The organism is Paludibacterium denitrificans (assembly GCF_009707705.1).
Taxonomy (GTDB): Bacteria; Pseudomonadota; Gammaproteobacteria; order Burkholderiales; family Chromobacteriaceae; genus Paludibacterium_A; species Paludibacterium_A denitrificans.
In genome coordinates, this window is record NZ_WLYX01000001.1 from 1,096,069 (window position 1) to 1,115,601 (window position 19,533).

Consider the following 19,533-nt stretch of genomic DNA (forward strand, 5'->3'; position numbering starts at 1 on the left):
GCTTAACCTTTGAACGGGAACTTGAAAGCAGCCAGCAAAGCGCGGGCTTCTTCGTCAGTTTTAGCCGTAGTGGTAATGGTAATGTTCATCCCGCGCAGAGCATCGATCTTGTCGTACTCGATTTCCGGGAAAATGATCTGTTCACGTACACCCATGTTGTAGTTACCACGTCCGTCAAAAGACTTGGCAGATACACCACGGAAGTCACGCACGCGCGGCAGCGCGATGGTTACCAGACGATCCGAGGAACTCGTACATACGTTCACGACGCAAAGTCACCTTGCAGCCGACCGGATAATCATCACGGATCTTAAAACCAGCAATGGACTTGCGTGCGGTTGTCACAACGGGCTTTTGGCCAGCAATCTTCTCCAGATCGCCAACAGCAAATTCCATAACCTTTTTATCGGCTACAGCTTCGCCAACACCCATATTGACAGTGATTTTCTCAATACGTGGGACTTCCATAATCGACTTGTAGCCAAACTGTTTTACCAGTTCAGGAACTACGCTGTCTTTGTAGAAATCGTAAAGACGTGCCATGTTATCTCCTTACGCCCCGATAACTTCGCCATTGGACTTGAACACGCGCACCTTACGGCCGTCTTCAAGAACCTTGAAGCCCACGCGGTCAGCCTTTTGGCTTGCCGGATTGAAAATCGCGACGTTCGATGCGTCAACAGGCATGGTCTTTTCAACGATGCCACCCGCAACACCACGGACCGGATTCGGCTTTTGGTGCTTCTTGGCAACATTCACGCCTTCCACAACCAGCTTGTCATCCAGAACACGCAGTACGGTGCCGCGCTTACCTTTGTCTTTGCCGGTGATTACTACTACTTCATCACCCTTGCGAATTTTGCGCATGCGGCCTCCTTACAGCACTTCCGGAGCCAGCGAAACGATCTTCATGAAGCGCTCGGTACGCAGTTCACGCGTAACAGGCCCGAAGATACGAGTGCCGATCGGCTCAAGCTTGGTGTTCAGCAAAACAGCAGCATTGCTGTCAAATTTGATCAACGAGCCATCCGGACGGCGCACACCTTTGGCGGTGCGAACCACAACGGCATTAAACACGTCACCTTTTTTGACGCGACCACGCGGCGCAGCATCTTTGATGCTCACCTTGATAATGTCGCCAACGCTTGCATAGCGACGCTTGGAACCGCCCAGCACTTTAATGCACATAACATGACGCGCACCAGTGTTGTCAGCGACCTCAAGCAAGGTCTGCATTTGGATCATTTGATTACCTTTCTATCCAACTTAACCCGTCACTTTCGCTTGATTCCGGCAGAGATACACCTTCAGCAAACGAAACGCCGCAGTAATCCGCGGCGTATCCAACGGCCAGTTTTGGACCCCGTAAGGGCAGAATTCCTACCCAACCGAGGCAGGAAAATGGCCATTATACAGAGGGCTTACACCCTCTGCAAGTTTTTACACTTGGCGTGATTTCTCAACCAGTGCAGTCACGACCCACGACTTGGTCTTCGAGAGAGGGCGGGATTCGCTGATAACCACGATATCGCCAGCCTTGAACTCGTTGTTCTCGTCATGTGCGTGGAACTTCTTAGAACGACGGATAATTTTACCGTAGATCGGGTGCTTTACTTTGCGCTCAACCAGGACGGTAACAGTCTTATCCATCTTGTCACTGACAACAGTACCGGTCAGTGTGCGGACCACTTTGGTTTCGCTCATCTTAAGCTACCTTTTCTTTCAGAACGGTACGTACACGAGCGATATCGCGACGTACTTTCTTCAGTTCAGAAGTCTTAGCGAGCTGCTGGGTGGCGTGCTGCATACGCAGGGCAAACTGTGCCTTCAGGAGGCTAAGCAGTTCGGCCTTCAGCTCGTCTACATTTTTGGCTTTCAGTTCGGACGCTTTCATTACTGACCTACCTGTCTAGTTACAAACACAGTGGCGATCGGCAATTTGGCTGCGGCCAAACGGAATGCTTCACGAGCGAGCTCTTCAGAAACACCATCCATTTCATACAGCATCTTGCCTGGCTGGATTTCGGCAACGTAGTACTCAGGACTACCTTTACCATTACCCATACGCACTTCTGCTTACTTGGTAGTGATCGGCTTATCCGGGAAAATACGAATCCAGATACGACCACCACGCTTGATGTGACGAGTCATGGCACGACGAGCAGCTTCGATCTGACGGGCAGTCAGACGGCCACGACCAATAGCCTTAAGACCAAAATCACCAAAGCTCACTTTGTTGCCACGAGTAGCAATACCCGTGTTGCGGCCTTTATGCTGTTTACGGTACTTGAGTCTAGTTGGCTGCAGCATTTCGAGCACCCTTTCTCGATTTCTTCTCGGTCGCGACCGGGGTAACTTGAACCTGACCAGGTTTCAACTCACCCTTGTAGACCCATACTTTGATACCAATGATCCCGTAGGTCGTTTTGGCTTCGGAAGTAGCATAGTCAACATCTGCACGCAAAGTGTGCAGCGGTACGCGGCCTTCGCGATACCATTCACTACGAGCGATATCGATACCGTTCAGACGACCAGAGCTCATGATCTTGATACCCTGAGCACCCATACGCATTGCATTTTGCATGGCACGCTTCATGGCACGGCGGAACATCACGCGCTTTTCCAGCTGAGAGGCAATGCTATCAGCAATGATCTGCGCATCCAGCTCAGGCTTGCGAACTTCTTCAATATTCACATGCACCGGCACACCAAGACGCTTTTGCAATTCTTGCTTCAGCAATTCGATGTCTTCGCCTTTTTTACCGATTACAACACCCGGACGGGCACTGTGGATGGTAATACGAGCGGACTTAGCCGGGCGTTCGATAATAACGCGGCCAACCGAAGCATGACCCAGACGCTTTTTCAGGAAATCACGAACTTCGATATCCTGCTTGAGCATCTCAGGGAAGCTCTGCGAATTGGCAAACCACTTGGAAGACCAGTTTTTGTTAACGGCAAGACGGAATCCCGTCGGATGAATCTTCTGACCCATTTCTTACCCCTTAATTGCCAACGGTCAACGAAATGTGGCAAGTCTGCTTTTCAATGCGGTTGCCACGGCCTTTTGCACGAGCCGTGAAACGCTTCAGACTAGCGCCCTTGTCCACGAAGATGCTCGTTACCGTCAAGGTATCGATATCAGCGCCCTCGTTATGCTCAGCGTTTGCAATAGCAGACTCGAGCACTTTCTTGACAATGGCAGCACCTTTCTTGGGGGAAAAGGCCAGAATATTCAGAGCTTGGTCGACGGGCTTGCCGCGTACCAAGTCAGCCACCAAACGACACTTTTGTGCCGACAGGCGAACACTTTTCAGATTTGCAGATACTCTCATCGCTTCACCTTACTTCTTCTTCGCCTTCTTATCGGCAGCATGGCCTTTGAAGGTACGAGTCAGCGAGAATTCGCCCAGCTTATGGCCGACCATATTTTCGGAAACATAAACAGGCACATGGGTGCGACCGTTGTGAACAGCGATGGTCATACCAATAAAGTCCGGCAGGACGGTCGAACGACGTGACCAAGTCTTGATCGGACGCTTATCTCCGGTTGCACGCACCGCGTCGACCTTCTTCAGAAGGTGCAGATCGACAAACGGGCCTTTTTTCTGCGAACGTGCCATATGTCAATTACCCTTTAGTGGAATTGCGACGGCGTACGATCATATTGTCGGTACGCTTGTTGCGGCGGGTACGGAAGCCCTTCGTAGGAGTACCCCACGGACTAACCGGAACACGACCTTCACCAGTACGGCCTTCACCACCACCATGCGGGTGATCAACCGGGTTCATGGCAACACCACGAACGGTCGGACGGATACCGCGCCAGCGAGTAGCACCAGCCTTACCCAGCTTGCGCAGGCTATGCTCTTCGTTACCCACTTCGCCAACCGTCGCACGGCAATCAACATGCACTTTGCGAATTTCGCCAGAACGCAAACGCAATTGAGCGTACACGCCTTCACGAGCCAGCAACATAGCGGAGGCGCCTGCAGAGCGAACCATTTGCGCGCCCTTGCCAGGTTGCAACTCGATGCAGTGGATGGTGGTACCAACCGGAATATTACGGATCGGCAGGGTGTTACCAGCCTTGATCGGCGCTTCCGCACCAGACAGCAGAACGGCACCCGGTTTCACACCGCGCGGAGCGATGATGTAACGGCGTTCGCCATCGGCATAGCACAGCAGTGCAATGTGGGCGGTACGGTTCGGATCGTATTCAACACGTTCAACTTTGGCCGGAATACCATCTTTATTGCGACGGAAGTCAACAATACGATAGTGCTTCTTATGACCACCACCCATATGACGGGTAGTGATATGACCATTGTTGTTACGACCGCCGGTAGAAGACTTCTTCTCCAGCAAGGCCGCATGCGGTGCACCTTTATGCAAGTCAGGATGAACCACCTTGACTACTGCACGGCGACCCGCGGAAGTCGGTTTTACTTTAACGATAGGCATGCTCTATCTCCTTACTCCGCAGCAACCGGGGTGGAAGTCAGATCAATTTCCTGACCTTTAACCAGGCTCACATAAGCCTTTTTCCAGTCTTTACGACGGCCAAACGAACGGCCAAAACGCTTGACCTTACCTTTGACATTAACAGTGGACACACCTTCAACCTTAACGTTGAACAGCAGTTCCACAGCGGCCTTGATTTCCGGCTTGGTGGCATCACCAGCAACACGGAACACGACTTGTTCAGCCTTTTCGGCGACCATCGTGCTCTTTTCGGAAACAACCGGAGCAAGAATTACTTGCAACAGACGTTCTTGGTTCATGCCCACTGCTCCTCCAGTTGTTTCACTGCATCACGAGTGATCACGATTTTCTTGAAACGAAGCAGGCTGTACGGGTCAGCTTGCTGAGCTTCAATCACCAGAACGTTCGGCAGGTTACGGGAAGAAAGATAGAGATTCTCATCCAGTTCACCGGTAATGAACAAAGCCTGATCCAAGCCCATGGATTTTACCTTGCCAACAAATTCTTTGGTCTTAGGCGTTTCCACAGACAGGGAATCAACAACGATCAGGCGTTCATCACGCACCAGCTGTGACAGAATAGCTGCCATACCAGCACGGAATGCCTTACGGTTCACTTTTTGAGTGTAGTTTTCGTCCGGGCTGTTCGGGAAAGCACGGCCACCACCACGCCAAACCGGAGATGCAGTCATACCGGAACGAGCACGGCCCGTACCTTTTTGACGCCACGGTTTTTTGGTGGAGTGATTAACTTCAGCACGAGTCTTCTGGGCACGATTTGCGCTACGAGCATTCGCCGAGAATGCAGTAACTACTTGATGCACCAGAGCTTCGTTATATTCACGACCGAACAGAACTTCGGAGGCCTGCAGGCTTTCAACAGCCTGACCTTGGGTATTGATTACTTTCAATTCCATCACGCACCCGCCTTCACGCTAGGACGCACGACAACATCACCGTTCTTGGCGCCGGTACAGCACCCTTAACCAGGATCAATTGACGTTCTGCGTCGATACGAACAATCTCGAGGCACTGAATGGTGCTCTTGACGTTACCGTACTGACCAGCCATGCGCTTACCCGGCAGTACACGACCCGGATCTTGCGCCTGACCGATGGAACCCGGCGAATTATGCGACAGCGAGTTACCATGGGAAGCACGGTTGGAGGAGAAGTTGTGACGCTTGATCACGCCAGAGAAACCCTTACCCTTGGAGGTACCGGTAATGTCAACCAACTGACCCACCGGAACACTTCAACGGAAATGGAATCACCAGCTTTGTAGTTGGACAGATCTTCAGCAGACAGAACGAATTCGTTCAGACCACGACCTGCCTCAACACCTGCCTTGGCAAAATGACCAGCCGCTGCCTTGGTGACGCGGTTAGCCTTGCGGGCGCCGAAGGTTACTTGAAGAGCAGAATAGCCATCAACTTCAGCAGTTTTGATTTGCGTGACGCGATTAGCAGACATGTCCAGCACAGTTACCGGGACGGCAGCGCCATCTTCAGCAAAAATGCGGGTCATGCCGACTTTGCGACCGACAAGACCTAAACTCATGTTTATTTCCTTTTGCAGGAGCCGATTACGATTGACCGGCAATCAAAAACAAAAGCGGACTCACCAAAATGGCGAGTCCGCTAATGTAGCACAAAAAATTTAAGCGCCGCAAGCACTTACGTACTTGCAGGCAGAACCTTGTGCTTATTGCAGCTTGATTTCCACATCGACGCCAGCAGGCAAGTCGAGTTTCATCAATGCATCAACGGTCTTGTCGGTCGGATCAACGATATCCATCAGACGCAGATGGGTACGAATTTCCAGCTGATCACGCGACGACTTGTTGACGTGCGGGGAACGCAGAACGTCGAAACGCTCGATTTTGGTCGGCAGCGGAACCGGGCCTTTAACTACGGCACCAGTGCGCTTAGCGGTTTCAACGATTTCCGGGCAGAACGGTCGATCAGGTTGTAATCGAATGCTTTCAGGCGAATGCGAATTTTTTGGCTCGACATGATAGCGTCCTAATTACTCGATGATCTTAGCAACAACACCGGCACCAACGGTACGGCCACCTTCGCGAATTGCGAAGCGCAGACCTTCTTCCATGGCGATCGGGGCAATCAGTTCTACGGTGATGGCTACGTTGTCACCCGGCATTACCATTTCCACGCCTTCGGCCAGCGATACGGCACCGGTCACGTCCGTGGTACGGAAGTAGAACTGCGGGCGGTAGTTGGCGAAGAACGGGGTGTGACGACCGCCTTCATCTTTGGACAGAACGTAAACTTCGGCACCGAACTTGGTGTGCGGGGTGATGGAACCCGGCTTGGCCAGTACTTGACCACGTTCTACGTCTTCACGCTTGGTACCACGCAGCAGTACGCCTACGTTGTCACCGGCTTGACCTTGATCCAGCAGTTTGCGGAACATTTCCACGCCCGTGCAGGTGGTCTTGCTGGTCGGCTTGATACCAACGATTTCGATTTCTTCACCGACTTTTACTACGCCGCGTTCTACACGACCGGTCACTACGGTACCGCGACCAGAGATGGAGAATACGTCTTCGATCGGCAGCAGGAACGGCTTGTCGATGGCACGTTCCGGGGTCGGGATGTAGGAATCCAGAGCATCAGCCAGACGGAAGATGGCCGGTTCGCCGATGTCGGATTGGTCGCCTTCCAGCGCTTTCAGGGCAGAACCCTTGATCAGCGGCAGGTCGTCGCCCGGGAAGTCGTAGGAAGACAACAGATCGCGGACTTCCATTTCCACCAGTTCCAGCAGCTCTTCGTCATCAACCATGTCGCACTTGTTCAGGAACACGATGATGTACGGTACGCCAACCTGGCGAGCCAGCAGGATGTGTTCGCGGGTTTGCGGCATCGGGCCGTCAGCAGCGGACACTACCAAGATAGCGCCGTCCATCTGGGCAGCACCGGTAATCATGTTCTTAACGTAGTCGGCGTGACCCGGGCAGTCTACGTGAGCGTAGTGGCGGGTTTCGGTTTCGTATTCTACGTGAGCGGTATTAATGGTAATACCACGAGCCTTTTCTTCCGGCGCGCTGTCGATCTGGGAGTAATCTTTGGCTTCGCCACCGAATTTCTTCGACAGAATGGTGGTGATTGCAGCGGTCAGCGTGGTTTTACCATGGTCAACGTGACCGATGGTGCCGACGTTTACGTGCGGTTTTGTCCGCTCAAATTTTTCTTTTGCCATTTTGCAAAAATCCTTAATTAAAGAACAATCAGACTAGGTTGGCCGAAAGGTTTCGGCCAACCTCAGCGCGCATTACTTCTTGGCTGCCATTACCGCTTCAGCAATATGCTTCGGCGCTTCGGAGTAGTGCTTGAACTCCATGGAGTACGTTGCACGACCCTGTGTGGCAGAACGCAGGTCGGTGGAGTAACCGAACATCTCAGCCAGAGGAACCTCTGCCTTGATCTTCTTGCCACCCAGACCATCGTCATCCATACCCTGAACGATACCGCGACGACGGTTCAAGTCACCCATCACGTCGCCCATGTATTCTTCCGGAGTTTCCACTTCCACGGCCATCATCGGCTCGAGGATGCACGGACCGGCACGACGCATGGCTTCCTTGAATGCCAGCGAGCTTACCAATTCGAAGGCGATCTGCGAAGAGTCGACATCGTGATAGGAACCGAAGGTCAGACGTACAGTCACGTCAACCACCGGGAAGCCTGCCAAGATACCGTTGTTCAGCGAGTTACGGATACCCTTGTCAACGGAAGGAATGAATTCGCGAGGAATCACACCACCCTTGATCTCGTCGATGAACTTGTAACCCTGACCTTCGCCAGACGGCTCCAGCGTGATCGTACAATCACCGTACTGACCCTTACCACCAGACTGCTTGGCATGCTTACCTTGCACGTCGGTAACAGTCTTGGTAATGGTTTCGCGGTAAGCAACCTGCGGAGCACCGACGTTGGCTTCCACGCCGAACTCACGCTTCATGCGGTCAACCAGAATTTCCGAGTGCAGTTCACCCATACCGGAAATAATGGTCTGGCCGGATTCTTCGTCAGTGCGCACGCGGAACGACGGGTCTTCCTTGGCCAAGCGGTTCAGGGCTACGCCCATCTTCTCTTGGTCGGCCTTGGTCTTCGGCTCAACAGCAACGTGAATCACCGGATCCGGGAACTCCATGCGCTCCAGAATCAGCGGGGAGTCAACATCACACAGGGTTTCACCGGTGGTAACGTCTTTCAGGCCGATACCAGCAGCGATGTCACCGGCGCGGACTTCTTCGATCTCTTTACGATCGTTGGCATGCATTTGCACGATACGACCGATACGTTCTTTCTTGCCCTTGATGGAGTTCAATACGGTATCACCGGATTTCACCACACCAGAGTAAACACGGAAGAACGTCAGCTGACCGACGTACGGGTCGTTCATCAGCTTGAATGCCAGAGCAGAGAATTTGGCATCGTCGGAGGCTTCGCGCGTGGTCGGCTGGCCATCCAGCGTTTCACCGGCAACCGGCGGAACATCAAGCGGGCTAGGCAGCAGATCAACGACTGCATCCAGCATGCGCTGAACGCCCTTGTTCTTGAACGCAGAACCGCACAGCATCGGCTGGATTTCGCAGCGCAGGGTACGCTGACGCAGACCATGAACGATTTCCTCTTCGGTCAATTCGCCTTCTTCGAGGTATTTGTTCATGGTGTCTTCGTCAACTTCCGCTGCCGCTTCAACCATTTTTTCGCGCCATTCTTCGGCAACGGACACCAGATCAGCAGGGATGTCGCCGTATTCGAAAGTCATACCTTGGGAAGCTTCATCCCAAATAATGGCTTTCATTTTCAGCAGATCAACCACACCGGTGAAGTTGTCTTCCGCACCGATAGGCACAACGATAGGTACCGGGTTACCACGCAGACGGGTTTTCACCTGATCAACCGCACGGAAGAAGTTGGCACCTTGACGGTCCATCTTGTTCACGAAGGCGATACGCGGAACCTTGTACTTGTTAGCCTGACGCCATACGGTTTCAGACTGAGGCTGTACACCACCCACAGCGCAATACACCATCACCGCGCCATCCAGCACACGCATGGAACGCTCTACCTCAATGGTAAAGTCCACGTGTCCCGGGGTATCAATGATGTTGAAGCGGTGTTCCGGGTACTGCAACGCCATACCCTTCCAGAACGTGGTGGTCGCAGCGGAGGTAATGGTAATACCACGCTCCTGCTCTTGTTCCATCCAGTCCATGGTGGCAGCGCCGTCGTGAACTTCACCAATTTTGTGGTTCACGCCGGTGTAAAACAGAATACGCTCGGTAGTGGTCGTCTTACCGGCGTCAATGTGAGCGGAGATACCGATATTACGGTAGCGCTCGATAGGAGTTTTCCTAGCCACGGCCGAAACCTTCCTGAGTGAGTTAGCTTAGAAACGGAAGTGCGAGAAGGCTTTGTTGGCTTCAGCCATACGATGCACTTCATCACGTTTCTTCATGGCACCGCCACGACCTTCGGCCGCGTCGATCAATTCACCAGCAAGGCGCAGGTCCATGGACTTCTCACCACGCTTACGGGCAGCATCACGCAACCAGCGCATTGCGAGCGCCATACGGCGGGCCGGACGAACCTCAACTGGAACCTGATAGTTAGCACCACCTACGCGGCGGCTCTTAACTTCGACAACCGGCTTGGCATTCGACAGGGCAGTGGTAAACACTTCCAGTGCGTTCTTGCCGGTTTTCTTTTCAATTTGGTCCAGCGCGCCGTAAATGATGCGCTCTGCAACGGATTTTTTGCCATCGATCATGACTACGTTCATGAACTTGGACAGGTCTTGGCTACCGAACTTCGGATCCGGCAGCACTTCACGCTTGGGGACTTCTCTGCGTCTTGGCATGGTAATTCCTTAATCTATTCAGTTGAGTTTGCACTCAAGACCACCCATCAGGAATGGCCACTTACTCGACGACATGACATCGCCGTGCGGCATCCAATTACTTAGGACGCTTAGCACCGTATTTGGAGCGAGACTGCTTACGGTCTTTAACACCGGCGGTATCCAGCGAGCCGCGAACGGTGTGGTAACGTACACCAGGCAAGTCTTTTACACGACCGCCACGGAGCAGCACTACGGAGTGTTCCTGCAGGTTGTGGCCTTCACCACCGATGTAGGAAATCACTTCGAAACCGTTGGTCAGACGAACCTTGCACACTTTACGCAATGCGGAGTTCGGCTTTTTCGGGGTAGTGGTGTAAACACGGGTGCACACACCACGCTTCTGCGGGCAAGCTTCCAGCGCAGGCACCTTGCTCTTCACGGTCAGAGCCGTACGGCCCTTGCGCACGAGTTGGTTAATGGTTGGCATTACTATCAGTTCCTAGTTGAGTCTCTAACAGCGGCAACATGCCGCCAGAAAGACGGAGGATTATATTTTAGTCAACATGTTACCGTCAATAAAAAGCACGCCGCCCTCAACGTTAACCGTTGAAAGGGCGGCGTTTTTTTAACACTTTAGCCTACAGCGGCAGTGTTCAGTCGTGACCTTCTGCAACATCGGCGGGGCTGCTTTCCAGCATTTGCGAATCCGCAGCGTCCAGACCGAGGTTCTGGCGACGACGTGAGCGGTGGTACGCCAGACCGGTACCAGCCGGGATCAGACGACCAACGATCACGTTTTCCTTCAAGCCACGCAGATCATCCTTCTTGCCCATGATGGCCGCTTCGGTCAGGACACGCGTGGTTTCCTGGAAGGAAGCTGCCGAGATGAACGAGTCGGTCGACAACGATGCCTTGGTAATACCCAGCAAGACATTGTCGAACTGCGCCGGTTCCTTGCCTTCGGCCAACATGCGGTCGTTGGTTTCCAGTACCTCGGCACGTTCTACCTGTTCACCCCGGATGAAGTCGGTATCACCGCTATCGGAGATGATCACGCGACGCAGCATCTGGCGAATGATCACTTCGATGTGCTTGTCGTTAATCTTCACACCCTGCAGTCGGTACACTTCCTGAACTTCCTGCACGATGTAACGGGCCAGCGCTTCGATACCCTGCAGACGCAGAATATCGTGCGGATCAACCGGACCGTCGACAATCGATTCACCACGGTTCACCACCTGACCTTCATGCACCAGAACGTGTTTGTCCTTCGGAATCAGGTTTTCGTTGGCGTTGCCTTCTAGATCAGTAATGATCAGGCGCTGTTTACCCTTGGTGTCCTTACCGAACGATACGGTACCGGTCACTTCGGCCAACATACCGGCATCTTTCGGCGAACGGGCTTCGAACAGCTCGGCCACACGCGGCAGACCACCGGTAATATCGCGGGTCTTGGAAGATTCTTGCGGGATACGGGCCAATACTTCACCCTTGCCCACTTCCTGACCATCGCGCACGGTAATGATGGCGCCAACCTGGAAGGTAATGGATACCGAAGCATCGGAACCTGCCAGTTTGACTTCGTTACCGTTGTCATCCAGCAGTTTCACCAACGGACGCAGCATTTTCGACTGCGAACCGGCACGACGTTTCGGATCAATCACCACCAGCGTGGACAGACCCGTTACTTCATCGGTCTGCTTGGCAACGGTATTACCCTCTTCGACGTTCTCGAACTTCACGCGGCCAGCGTATTCGGTAATGATCGGACGGGTGTGCGGATCCCAGGTCGCCAGTACGGTACCCGCCTTGATCTGCAGACCGTCGGTTACCATCAGCGTAGCGCCATACGGTACTTTGTGACGTTCGCGCTCACGGCCCATGTCGTCATGGATCACCACTTCACCAGAGCGCGTGATCACGATCAGCTCGCCCTTGGTGTTGGCAACATAACGCATCTGGCTGGAGAAACGTACGGTGCCGTTGGACTTGGCTTCCACTTGGCTAGCAGCAGCATTTCGCGATGCGGCACCACCGATGTGGAAGGTACGCATGGTCAGCTGGGTACCCGGTTCACCAATCGACTGAGCAGCAATCACACCCACTGCTTCGCTGAAGCTGTTGACGCGTTTACCACGCGCCAGATCGCGACCATAGCACTTGGCGCACAGACCGAAGCGCGTATCGCAGGTAATCGCCGTACGAACCTTGACTTCATCGATACCCAGTGCTATCGATCTTGTCGACCAGATTTTCATCCAGCAAGGTACCGGCTTCGATCACGGTTTCACCGCTGGACGGATCGATGATATCAACGGCAGCGGTACGGCCGAGAATGCGATCACGCAAGGCCTCGATTACGTCACCACCTTGCAGCACGGCCTTCATTACGAAGCCATTGGAGGTACCGCAATCGTCTTCGATCACCACCAGATCCTGCGTCACATCCACCAGACGACGGGTCAGGTAACCGGAGTTAGCCGTCTTCAAGGCGGTATCCGCCAGACCCTTACGAGCACCGTGAGTCGAAATGAAGTACTGCAGTACCGTCAGACCTTCGCGGAAGTTGGCGGTAATCGGCGTTTCGATAATCGAGCCATCCGGCTTGGCCATCAAACCCCGCATACCGGCCAGCTGCTTGATCTGGGCGGCAGAACCCCGCGCGCCCGAGTCGGCCATCATGTAAATGGAGTTGAACGACTCTTGATCGACTTCCTTGCCTTCGCGGTCCAGCACCTTCTGCTTGGACAGCTCGTCCATCATGGCCTTGGCGATCTTGTCGCCGGTGCGGCCCCAGATATCCACAACCTTGTTGTAGCGTTCGCCCTGGGTCACCAGACCTTGACGGTACTGTTCCTCGATTTCCTTGACTTCCTTGTTGGCTTCGGCCAACAGCTCCGGCTTCTTGCGCGGCACCAGCATGTCGTCCACGCAGATGGAAATACCACCACGCGTCGAGAAGGCATAACCGGTATACATCAACTGGTCGGCGAAAATGACGGTATCGCGAATACCGCACAGGCGGAACGACGAGTTGATCAGCTTGGAAATTTCTTTCTTCTTGAGCGCCTTGTTGATGTGCTCAAAGCTGAGGCCCTTCGGCAGGATGTCGGACAGCAGCGCACGGCCCACCGTGGTGTTGTAGCGCTTGTATACCGGCTGGAATTCGCCCTGCTCGTCTTTTTCCCACTCGCGCAAACGCACGGTGATCTTGGTGCCAAGCTCGACCTGACGGGTTTCGTAAGCGCGATGCACTTCCTTGGTGTCGGCCAACATCATGCCTTCACCGGTACCGTTGATCTTGTCGCGGGTCATGTAATACAGACCCAACACGATATCCTGCGACGGTACGATGATCGGGTCGCCGTTGGCTGGAGACAGCACGTTGTTGGTAGCCAGCATCAGGGTGCGGGCTTCCATTTGTGCTTCCAGACTCAGCGGCACGTGAACAGCCATCTGGTCACCGTCAAAGTCGGCGTTGAAGGCAGTACAAACCAGCGGGTGCAGCTGGATGGCCTTGCCTTCGATCAGAACCGGCTCGAATGCCCTGGATACCCAGACGGTGCAGCGTCGGCGCACGGTTCAGCATGACCGGATGTTCGCGGATGACGTCTTCCGGGATATCCCAGACTTCCGGCACTTCCTGTTCAACCAGCTTCTTGGCCGCCTTGATGGTGGAGGCCGGCCCATCACTTCCAGTTTGTGGAAGATGAACGGTTTGAACAGTTCCAGTGCCATCTTTTTCGGCAGACCGCACTGGTGCAGGCGCAGGGTCGGGCCTACGGTAATCACGGAACGACCAGAGTAGTCGACGCGTTTACCCAGCAAGTTCTGACGGAAGCGACCGCCCTTACCCTTGATCATGTCGGCCAGCGACTTCAGCGGACGCTTGTTGGCGCCCGTCATGGCCTTGCCGCGACGACCGTTGTCCAGCAGCGAGTCAACCGATTCTTGCAACATGCGCTTTTCATTGCGCACGATGATGTCCGGCGCGCGCAGCTCCAGCAGACGCTTCAGACGGTTGTTACGGTTGATGACGCGGCGATACAGATCGTTCAGGTCGGAAGTGGCAAAACGGCCACCATCCAGCGGTACCAGCGGGCGCAGTTCCGGCGGCAATACCGGCAGCACTTCCAGGATCATCCATTCCGGCTTCATGCCGGAGCGTTGGAAGGCTTCCAGCACTTTCAGGCGCTTGGCAATCTTCTTGATCTTGGTGTCGGAATTGGTGGCTTCCAGTTCGCGGCGCAGCGTTTCGATTTCGGTGTCGAGGTTCAGCTTGCGCAGCAGTTCGCGCACAGCTTCGGCCCCCATCATGGCAACGAACTCTTCGCCGTACTGGTCTTCCTTGTCGAGGAAGTCTTCCTCGGTCAGGATCTGACGATACTGCAGCGGGGTCATGCCCGGATCGGTCACGACATACGCTTCAAAGTACAGTACGCGTTCGATATCGCGCAGGGTCATGTCGAGCACCATGCCCAAACGGGATGGCAGGCTCTTCAGGAACCAGATGTGTGCGGTCGGGCTGGCCAGTTCGATGTGGCCCATGCGCTCACGGCGCACTTTGCTGAGCGTCACTTCCACGCCGCACTTCTCGCAGATCACACCGCGATGCTTGAGGCGTTTGTATTTGCCGCACAGGCATTCGTAATCTTTTACCGGGCCGAAGATTCGGGCGCAGAACAAGCCGTCGCGTTCCGGTTTGAAAGTACGATAGTTGATGGTTTCCGGTTTTTTGACTTCACCGTACGACCGAGGAGCGGATCGTGTCGGGCGAAGCGATGCCGATCTTAATCGCATCAAACTCTTCTTCTTGCGTTACTTGCTTAAAGAGGTCGAGCAGAGCTTTCATTGCGTCTCCAGTCAGGAGACCGCTTCTCGGTCAAGGTTGGCCGAAAAGCGGTGGGTCCTAATTAATAGCGTTCCGGTCGATGTCGAGGCCAAGCGAGCGGATTTCCTTCACCAATACATTGAAGGATTCCGGCATCCCGGCGTCAATCTTGTGCTCGCCCTTGACGATGTTTTCGTAAACCTTGGTACGGCCGGTCACGTCATCCGACTTCACAGTCAGCATTTCCTGCAGCGTGTAGGCGGCGCCGTAAGCTTCCAGCGCCCACACTTCCATCTCACCGAAACGCTGACCACCGAATTGCGCCTTACCACCCAGCGGCTGCTGCGTTACCAGCGAGTACGGACCGGTGGAACGGGCGTGCATCTTGTCATCAACCAAGTGGTGCAGCTTGAGGTAGTGCATCACGCCAACCGTCACCTTGCGATCGAAGGCTTCGCCAGTGCGGCCATCATGCAGGGTGAGCTGGGTCTTGGATTCGTTGAAGCCCAGTTGCTGGGTCAGTTCATCCTCATCCGGGAAAGCGAGACTGAGCATGTGCTTGATCTCGGATTCCTTGGCACCATCAAATACCGGCGTGGCAAACGGCATACCGCGACGCAGGTTTTCGGCCAACATGCGGACTTCGTCATCCGACAGCGAAGCGATGTCTTCGGTCTTGCCGGTGTCGTTGTAGATGTGTTCCAGATAGTCACGCAGCTCACCGATGGCACGTTGTTCACGCAGCATGCGGTCGACGCGTTCACCGATACCCTTGGCGGCCCAGCCCAAGTGCACTTCCAGAATCTGACCGATGTTCATCCGCGACGGTACGCCCAGCGGGTTCAGTACGATGTCGACCGGACGGCCATCGCCCATGTACGGCATGTCTTCGATCGGCAGAATGCGGGAAACCACACCCTTGTTACCGTGACGACCGGCCATCTTGTCACCGGCTTGCAGACGACGTTTCACGGCCAGATAGACCTTGACCATCTTCTGTACGCCCGGCGGCAGTTCGTCGCCTTGCGTCAGCTTGCGCTTCTTGTCTTCAAACTTGAGGTCGAATTCTTCGCGCTTCTGAACCAGGCTTTCCTTGATCAGTTCCAGCTGCTTGGCGATATCCTCATCGGCCATGCGAATGTCGAACCAGTCGTGCTTGGACGGCAGGCTAGCCAGATATTCGGCGTCGATCTCGGTACCCTTGGCCAGACGCTTCGGACCACCATTGGCAGCCTTGCCAACGATCAGGCGTTCGATACGGCTGAAGGCATCGTTTTCGAAAATACGCAGCTGGTCGTTCAAGTCCAGACGGTAGCGCTTCAGTTCGGCATCAATGATGGACTGGGCACGTTTGTCGCGCTCGATCCCTTCACGGGTAAACACCTGCACGTCGATAACCGTGCCCACGGTGCCGGTCGGCACACGCAGACTGGTGTCTTTAACGTCAGACGCCTTCTCGCCAAAGATGGCGCGCAGCAGCTTCTCTTCCGGGGTTAGCTGGGTTTCACCCTTCGGTGTTACCTTGCCCACCAGTACGTCGCCAGCTTCCACTTCGGCACCGATGTAAACGATACCGGATTCATCCAGTCGGCCAGCCATGCGTTCGGACAAGTTCGGAATATCACGGGTGATTTCTTCCGGCCCCAGCTTGGTGTCACGCGACACCACCGACAATTCTTCGATGTGGATCGAGGTGTAGCGGTCTTCTGCCACCACCTTTTCCGAAATCAGAATCGAGTCTTCGTAGTTGTAACCGTTCCACGGCATGAAGGCGATGGTCATGTTCTGACCCAGCGCCAATTCGCCCAGATCGGTCGAGGCGCCATCAGCCACTACGTCACCACGTTCCAGTACGTCACCCTTCTTCACCACCGGACGCTGGTTGATGTTGGTGTTCTGGTTGGAACGGGTAAATTTGGTCAGGTTGTAGATGTCGACACCCACTTCACCGGCCACGGCTTCATCGTCGTTCACGCGTACCACGATACGGGTTGCATCGACGTAATCCACCACGCCACCGCGGCGTGCGACAACAGAAGTACCCGAGTCAACCGCTACCGGGCGTTCAATACCGGTACCGACAAACGGTTTTTCCGGGCGCAGGCACGGTACGGCCTGACGCTGCATGTTGGCACCCATCAAGGCACGGTTGGCGTCATCGTGTTCCGGGGAACGGAATCAGCGAAGCGGCCACCGATACCACCTGACCGGTTGCCACGTCCATGTACTGCACGCGGTCCGGCGTGGAGAGGATGGTTTCACCCTTTTCACGGCAGGTTACCAGTTCGTCAATCAAGGTACCGTTTTCGTCCAGCTCGGCGTTGGCCTGAGCGATGACATAACGGCCTTCTTCAATGGCAGACAGGTAATCGATCTCGTTAGTTACCTTGCCATCAACAACCTTGCGGTACGGCGTTTCCGGGAAGCCATACTGGTTGGTACGCGCATAAACCGACAGCGAGTTGATCAAACCGATGTTCGGGCCTTCCGGCGTTTCAATCGGGCAGACACGGCCATAGTGGGTCGGGTGTACGTCACGTACTTCAAAACCGGCACGTTCGCGCGTCAAACCGCCCGGACCCGGGGCCGATACGCGGCGCTTGTGGGTAATTTCGGACAGCGGGTTGGTCTGGTCCATGAACTGCGACAACTGGCTGGAACCGAAGAACTCCTTGATCGCCGCCGATACCGGCTTGGCATTGATCAGGTCATGCGGCATCAGGTTGTCGGATTCAGCCTGGTTCAGGCGTTCCTTCACAGCACGTTCAACACGCACCAAGTAAGGCGCGGAATTGGTTTTCGGCCAACTCACCCACCGAACGCACGCGACGGTTACCCAAGTGATCGATATCGTCGACTTCACCGCGGCCATTGCGCAGTTCGCACAGAATGGCGATAACCGACACGATGTCTTCGGTGGTCAGCGTGCCATCCATGACGTCACGGCGACCGGCAAATTTCTCACCGATCAGCAGCTTGAACCACTCCGGTGTCTTGTCATCAAACTTGTACTGATAGGTACGAGTGTTGAACTTCATGCGACCAACACGCGACAGATCGTAGGTGTCTTCGCTGAAGAACAGGCGCTGAAACAGCTGCTCGACCGCATCTTCGGTCGGCGGCTCACCAGGACGCATCATGCGATAGATGGCGACGCGTGCCTGCAGTTGGTCCAGGCTGTCATCCGTACGCAGGGTTTGCGCGATGTAGGCGCCCTGATCCAGATCGTTGGTAAACAACACGTCGATCTGCTCGACTTCGGCCAACGCCAGCTTGGCCAGCGCTTCTTCCGTAACCTCATCATTGGCACGGGCGATCACTTCACCGGTATCGGTGCTGACCACGTTGTGGGCCAATACTTTGCCCAGCAGCACGTCGGTAATAACACTTCGATGCGATCCAGCTCGGCTGTCTGGATATCGCGGATATGCTTGGCGGTGATGCGCTTGTCTTTGGCAACAATCAGCTTGCCATCCGGCCAACGATATCGAACTTGGCCACTTCGCCCTTCAGGCGTTCCGGCACTACCTTCAGGAACACACCATCCTTGGACAGGTAGAAAGTATCGAAGCTGTAGAACTCGGACAGGATCTGTTCGTTAGTGTAGCCCAGCGCTTTAAGCAGAATCGTCACCGGCATCTTGCGGCGACGGTCGATACGGAAGTACAGCAGGTCTTTCGGATCGAACTCGAAATCCAGCCAAGAGCCGCGGTAAGGAATCACGCGGGCAGAGAACAGCAGCTTGCCGGAAGAATGGGTCTTACCGCGATCATGCTCGAAGAACACACCCGGGGAGCGGTGCAACTGAGAAACGATGACGCGCTCGGTACCATTGATGATGAACGAACCGTTGGTCGTCATGAGCGGAATTTCGCCCATGTATACCTCGTTCTCGCGCACTTCCTTCACCACCGGCTTGGACGATTCTTTATCGAAAATCGTCAGGCGGATACGAGCACGCAACGGTGCCGCAAAGGTAATGCCGCGCAGTTGGCATTCCTGTACGTCAAACGGCGGCTCGCCAAGGATGTAGTGAGCAAAGTCCAGACGAGCATAGCCATTGTGGCTGATGATCGGAAAAATGGACTTGAACGCGGCCTGAAGACCAACATCCTTGCGCTGATCTAGCGGGACACCCAGTTGGAGAAATTCTGCGTAGGAATCAATCTGGGTCGCCAACAGGAATGGGACATCGAGAACACTGGCGCGTTTCGCAAAGCTTTTACGAATCCGCTTTTTCTCAGTAAACGAATAACTCATAGAGTCTCCATCGAGGTGTGGTGGCGCAAGAAACCAAAAGTCAGCAGCCACGCTCAATAATTGCTGGCTTTTACCTTCTTCGTTTCGG

The 19,533-nt window shown here is 54.5% G+C and carries 14 protein-coding genes and 6 pseudogenes; all 20 read right to left on the minus strand.

Annotation, left to right across the window (positions count from 1 at the left end):
* Positions 1-2: 2 nt before the first annotated feature.
* The 20 genes and pseudogenes from rplE to rpoB all read right to left on the minus strand — a co-directional run bounded on the left by rplE (position 3) and on the right by rpoB (position 19,445).
* Positions 3-543 (minus strand): annotated as a pseudogene (rplE, locus tag GKE73_RS07335) (50S ribosomal protein L5).
* Between the two features lie 9 nt (positions 544-552).
* The gene (rplX, locus tag GKE73_RS07340) at positions 553-867 is read right to left on the minus strand and encodes a 50S ribosomal protein L24 (RefSeq protein WP_230369599.1); all 315 of its coding nucleotides are present in this window, start codon (positions 865-867) and stop codon (positions 553-555) included.
* Positions 868-876: 9 nt separating this feature from the next.
* A complete protein-coding gene (gene rplN / locus GKE73_RS07345; protein WP_230369600.1) occupies positions 877-1,245 on the minus strand; it encodes a 50S ribosomal protein L14 in 369 nt (122 codons plus the stop codon).
* 195 nt (positions 1,246-1,440) lie between these two features.
* Complete coding sequence (rpsQ, locus tag GKE73_RS07350) at positions 1,441-1,704, minus strand: 30S ribosomal protein S17 (RefSeq protein WP_045846872.1); 264 nt, start codon at positions 1,702-1,704, stop codon at positions 1,441-1,443.
* Position 1,705: 1 nt separating this feature from the next.
* Positions 1,706-1,894: a 50S ribosomal protein L29 gene (gene rpmC, locus GKE73_RS07355; RefSeq protein ID WP_230369601.1), complete on the minus strand. Its 189-nt coding sequence runs from the start codon at positions 1,892-1,894 to the stop codon at positions 1,706-1,708.
* Positions 1,894-2,310: pseudogene (gene rplP, locus GKE73_RS07360) on the minus strand (50S ribosomal protein L16). Before rplP ends, rpmC begins: the two are co-directional and overlap by 1 nt.
* Positions 2,294-2,995, minus strand: coding sequence for a 30S ribosomal protein S3 (rpsC, locus tag GKE73_RS07365; protein WP_230369602.1), 702 nt, complete (start codon positions 2,993-2,995; stop codon positions 2,294-2,296). Before rpsC ends, rplP begins: the two are co-directional and overlap by 17 nt.
* A 10-nt stretch (positions 2,996-3,005) precedes the next feature.
* On the minus strand, positions 3,006-3,335 hold the full coding sequence (gene rplV / locus GKE73_RS07370) for a 50S ribosomal protein L22 (protein WP_230369603.1): 330 nt from the start codon (positions 3,333-3,335) through the stop codon (positions 3,006-3,008).
* A gap of 9 nt (positions 3,336-3,344) precedes the next feature.
* Complete coding sequence (gene rpsS, locus GKE73_RS07375; RefSeq protein WP_230369604.1) at positions 3,345-3,623, minus strand: 30S ribosomal protein S19; 279 nt, start codon at positions 3,621-3,623, stop codon at positions 3,345-3,347.
* Between the two features lie 7 nt (positions 3,624-3,630).
* The gene (gene rplB / locus GKE73_RS07380; RefSeq protein ID WP_230369605.1) at positions 3,631-4,464 is read right to left on the minus strand and encodes a 50S ribosomal protein L2; all 834 of its coding nucleotides are present in this window, start codon (positions 4,462-4,464) and stop codon (positions 3,631-3,633) included.
* An 11-nt stretch (positions 4,465-4,475) separates the two neighbouring features.
* Entirely contained in the window at positions 4,476-4,784 is a 309-nt protein-coding gene (gene rplW / locus GKE73_RS07385) for a 50S ribosomal protein L23 (RefSeq protein ID WP_230369606.1), read from the minus strand.
* On the minus strand, positions 4,781-5,401 hold the full coding sequence (gene rplD / locus GKE73_RS07390; protein ID WP_230371427.1) for a 50S ribosomal protein L4: 621 nt from the start codon (positions 5,399-5,401) through the stop codon (positions 4,781-4,783). Before rplD ends, rplW begins: the two co-directional genes overlap by 4 nt.
* Positions 5,401-6,043 (minus strand): annotated as a pseudogene (rplC, locus tag GKE73_RS07395) (50S ribosomal protein L3). The gene rplD and the pseudogene rplC overlap by 1 nt, the downstream one beginning before the upstream one ends.
* A 144-nt stretch (positions 6,044-6,187) precedes the next feature.
* Positions 6,188-6,498: pseudogene (gene rpsJ / locus GKE73_RS07400) on the minus strand (30S ribosomal protein S10).
* 13 nt (positions 6,499-6,511) lie between these two features.
* Entirely contained in the window at positions 6,512-7,702 is a 1,191-nt protein-coding gene (gene tuf / locus GKE73_RS07405) for an elongation factor Tu (RefSeq protein ID WP_230369607.1), read from the minus strand.
* Positions 7,703-7,774: 72 nt separating this feature from the next.
* Positions 7,775-9,874, minus strand: a complete 2,100-nt coding sequence (gene fusA / locus GKE73_RS07410; protein ID WP_230369608.1) for an elongation factor G — start codon at positions 9,872-9,874, stop codon at positions 7,775-7,777.
* A gap of 27 nt (positions 9,875-9,901) precedes the next feature.
* Positions 9,902-10,372, minus strand: coding sequence for a 30S ribosomal protein S7 (gene rpsG, locus GKE73_RS07415; RefSeq protein WP_230369609.1), 471 nt, complete (start codon positions 10,370-10,372; stop codon positions 9,902-9,904).
* 97 nt (positions 10,373-10,469) lie between these two features.
* Positions 10,470-10,841, minus strand: coding sequence for a 30S ribosomal protein S12 (gene rpsL, locus GKE73_RS07420; protein WP_230369610.1), 372 nt, complete (start codon positions 10,839-10,841; stop codon positions 10,470-10,472).
* A 166-nt stretch (positions 10,842-11,007) separates the two neighbouring features.
* A pseudogene (gene rpoC, locus GKE73_RS07425) lies at positions 11,008-15,206 on the minus strand (DNA-directed RNA polymerase subunit beta').
* Between the two features lie 57 nt (positions 15,207-15,263).
* Positions 15,264-19,445 (minus strand): annotated as a pseudogene (gene rpoB, locus GKE73_RS07430) (DNA-directed RNA polymerase subunit beta).
* Positions 19,446-19,533 lie beyond the last annotated feature (88 nt).

Excerpts from the sequence above, each read along its gene's own strand:
- rplB (WP_230369605.1), bottom strand. The coding sequence starts at position 4,464 with ATGCCTATCGTTAAAGTAAAACCGACTTCCGCGGGTCGCCGTGCAGTA.
- rpsG (WP_230369609.1), bottom strand. The coding sequence starts at position 10,372 with ATGCCAAGACGCAGAGAAGTCCCCAAGCGTGAAGTGCTGCCGGATCCG.
- rplV (WP_230369603.1), bottom strand. The coding sequence starts at position 3,335 with ATGAGAGTATCTGCAAATCTGAAAAGTGTTCGCCTGTCGGCACAAAAG.
- rpmC (WP_230369601.1), bottom strand. The coding sequence starts at position 1,894 with ATGAAAGCGTCCGAACTGAAAGCCAAAAATGTAGACGAGCTGAAGGCC.
- rpsL (WP_230369610.1), bottom strand. The coding sequence starts at position 10,841 with ATGCCAACCATTAACCAACTCGTGCGCAAGGGCCGTACGGCTCTGACC.
- rplN (WP_230369600.1), bottom strand. The coding sequence starts at position 1,245 with ATGATCCAAATGCAGACCTTGCTTGAGGTCGCTGACAACACTGGTGCG.
- rpsC (WP_230369602.1), bottom strand. The coding sequence starts at position 2,995 with ATGGGTCAGAAGATTCATCCGACGGGATTCCGTCTTGCCGTTAACAAA.
- rpsS (WP_230369604.1), bottom strand. The coding sequence starts at position 3,623 with ATGGCACGTTCGCAGAAAAAAGGCCCGTTTGTCGATCTGCACCTTCTG.
- rplD (WP_230371427.1), bottom strand. The coding sequence starts at position 5,401 with ATGGAATTGAAAGTAATCAATACCCAAGGTCAGGCTGTTGAAAGCCTG.
- rplW (WP_230369606.1), bottom strand. The coding sequence starts at position 4,784 with ATGAACCAAGAACGTCTGTTGCAAGTAATTCTTGCTCCGGTTGTTTCC.
- rplX (WP_230369599.1), bottom strand. The coding sequence starts at position 867 with ATGCGCAAAATTCGCAAGGGTGATGAAGTAGTAGTAATCACCGGCAAA.
- rpsQ (WP_045846872.1), bottom strand. The coding sequence starts at position 1,704 with ATGAGCGAAACCAAAGTGGTCCGCACACTGACCGGTACTGTTGTCAGT.
- tuf (WP_230369607.1), bottom strand. The coding sequence starts at position 7,702 with ATGGCAAAAGAAAAATTTGAGCGGACAAAACCGCACGTAAACGTCGGC.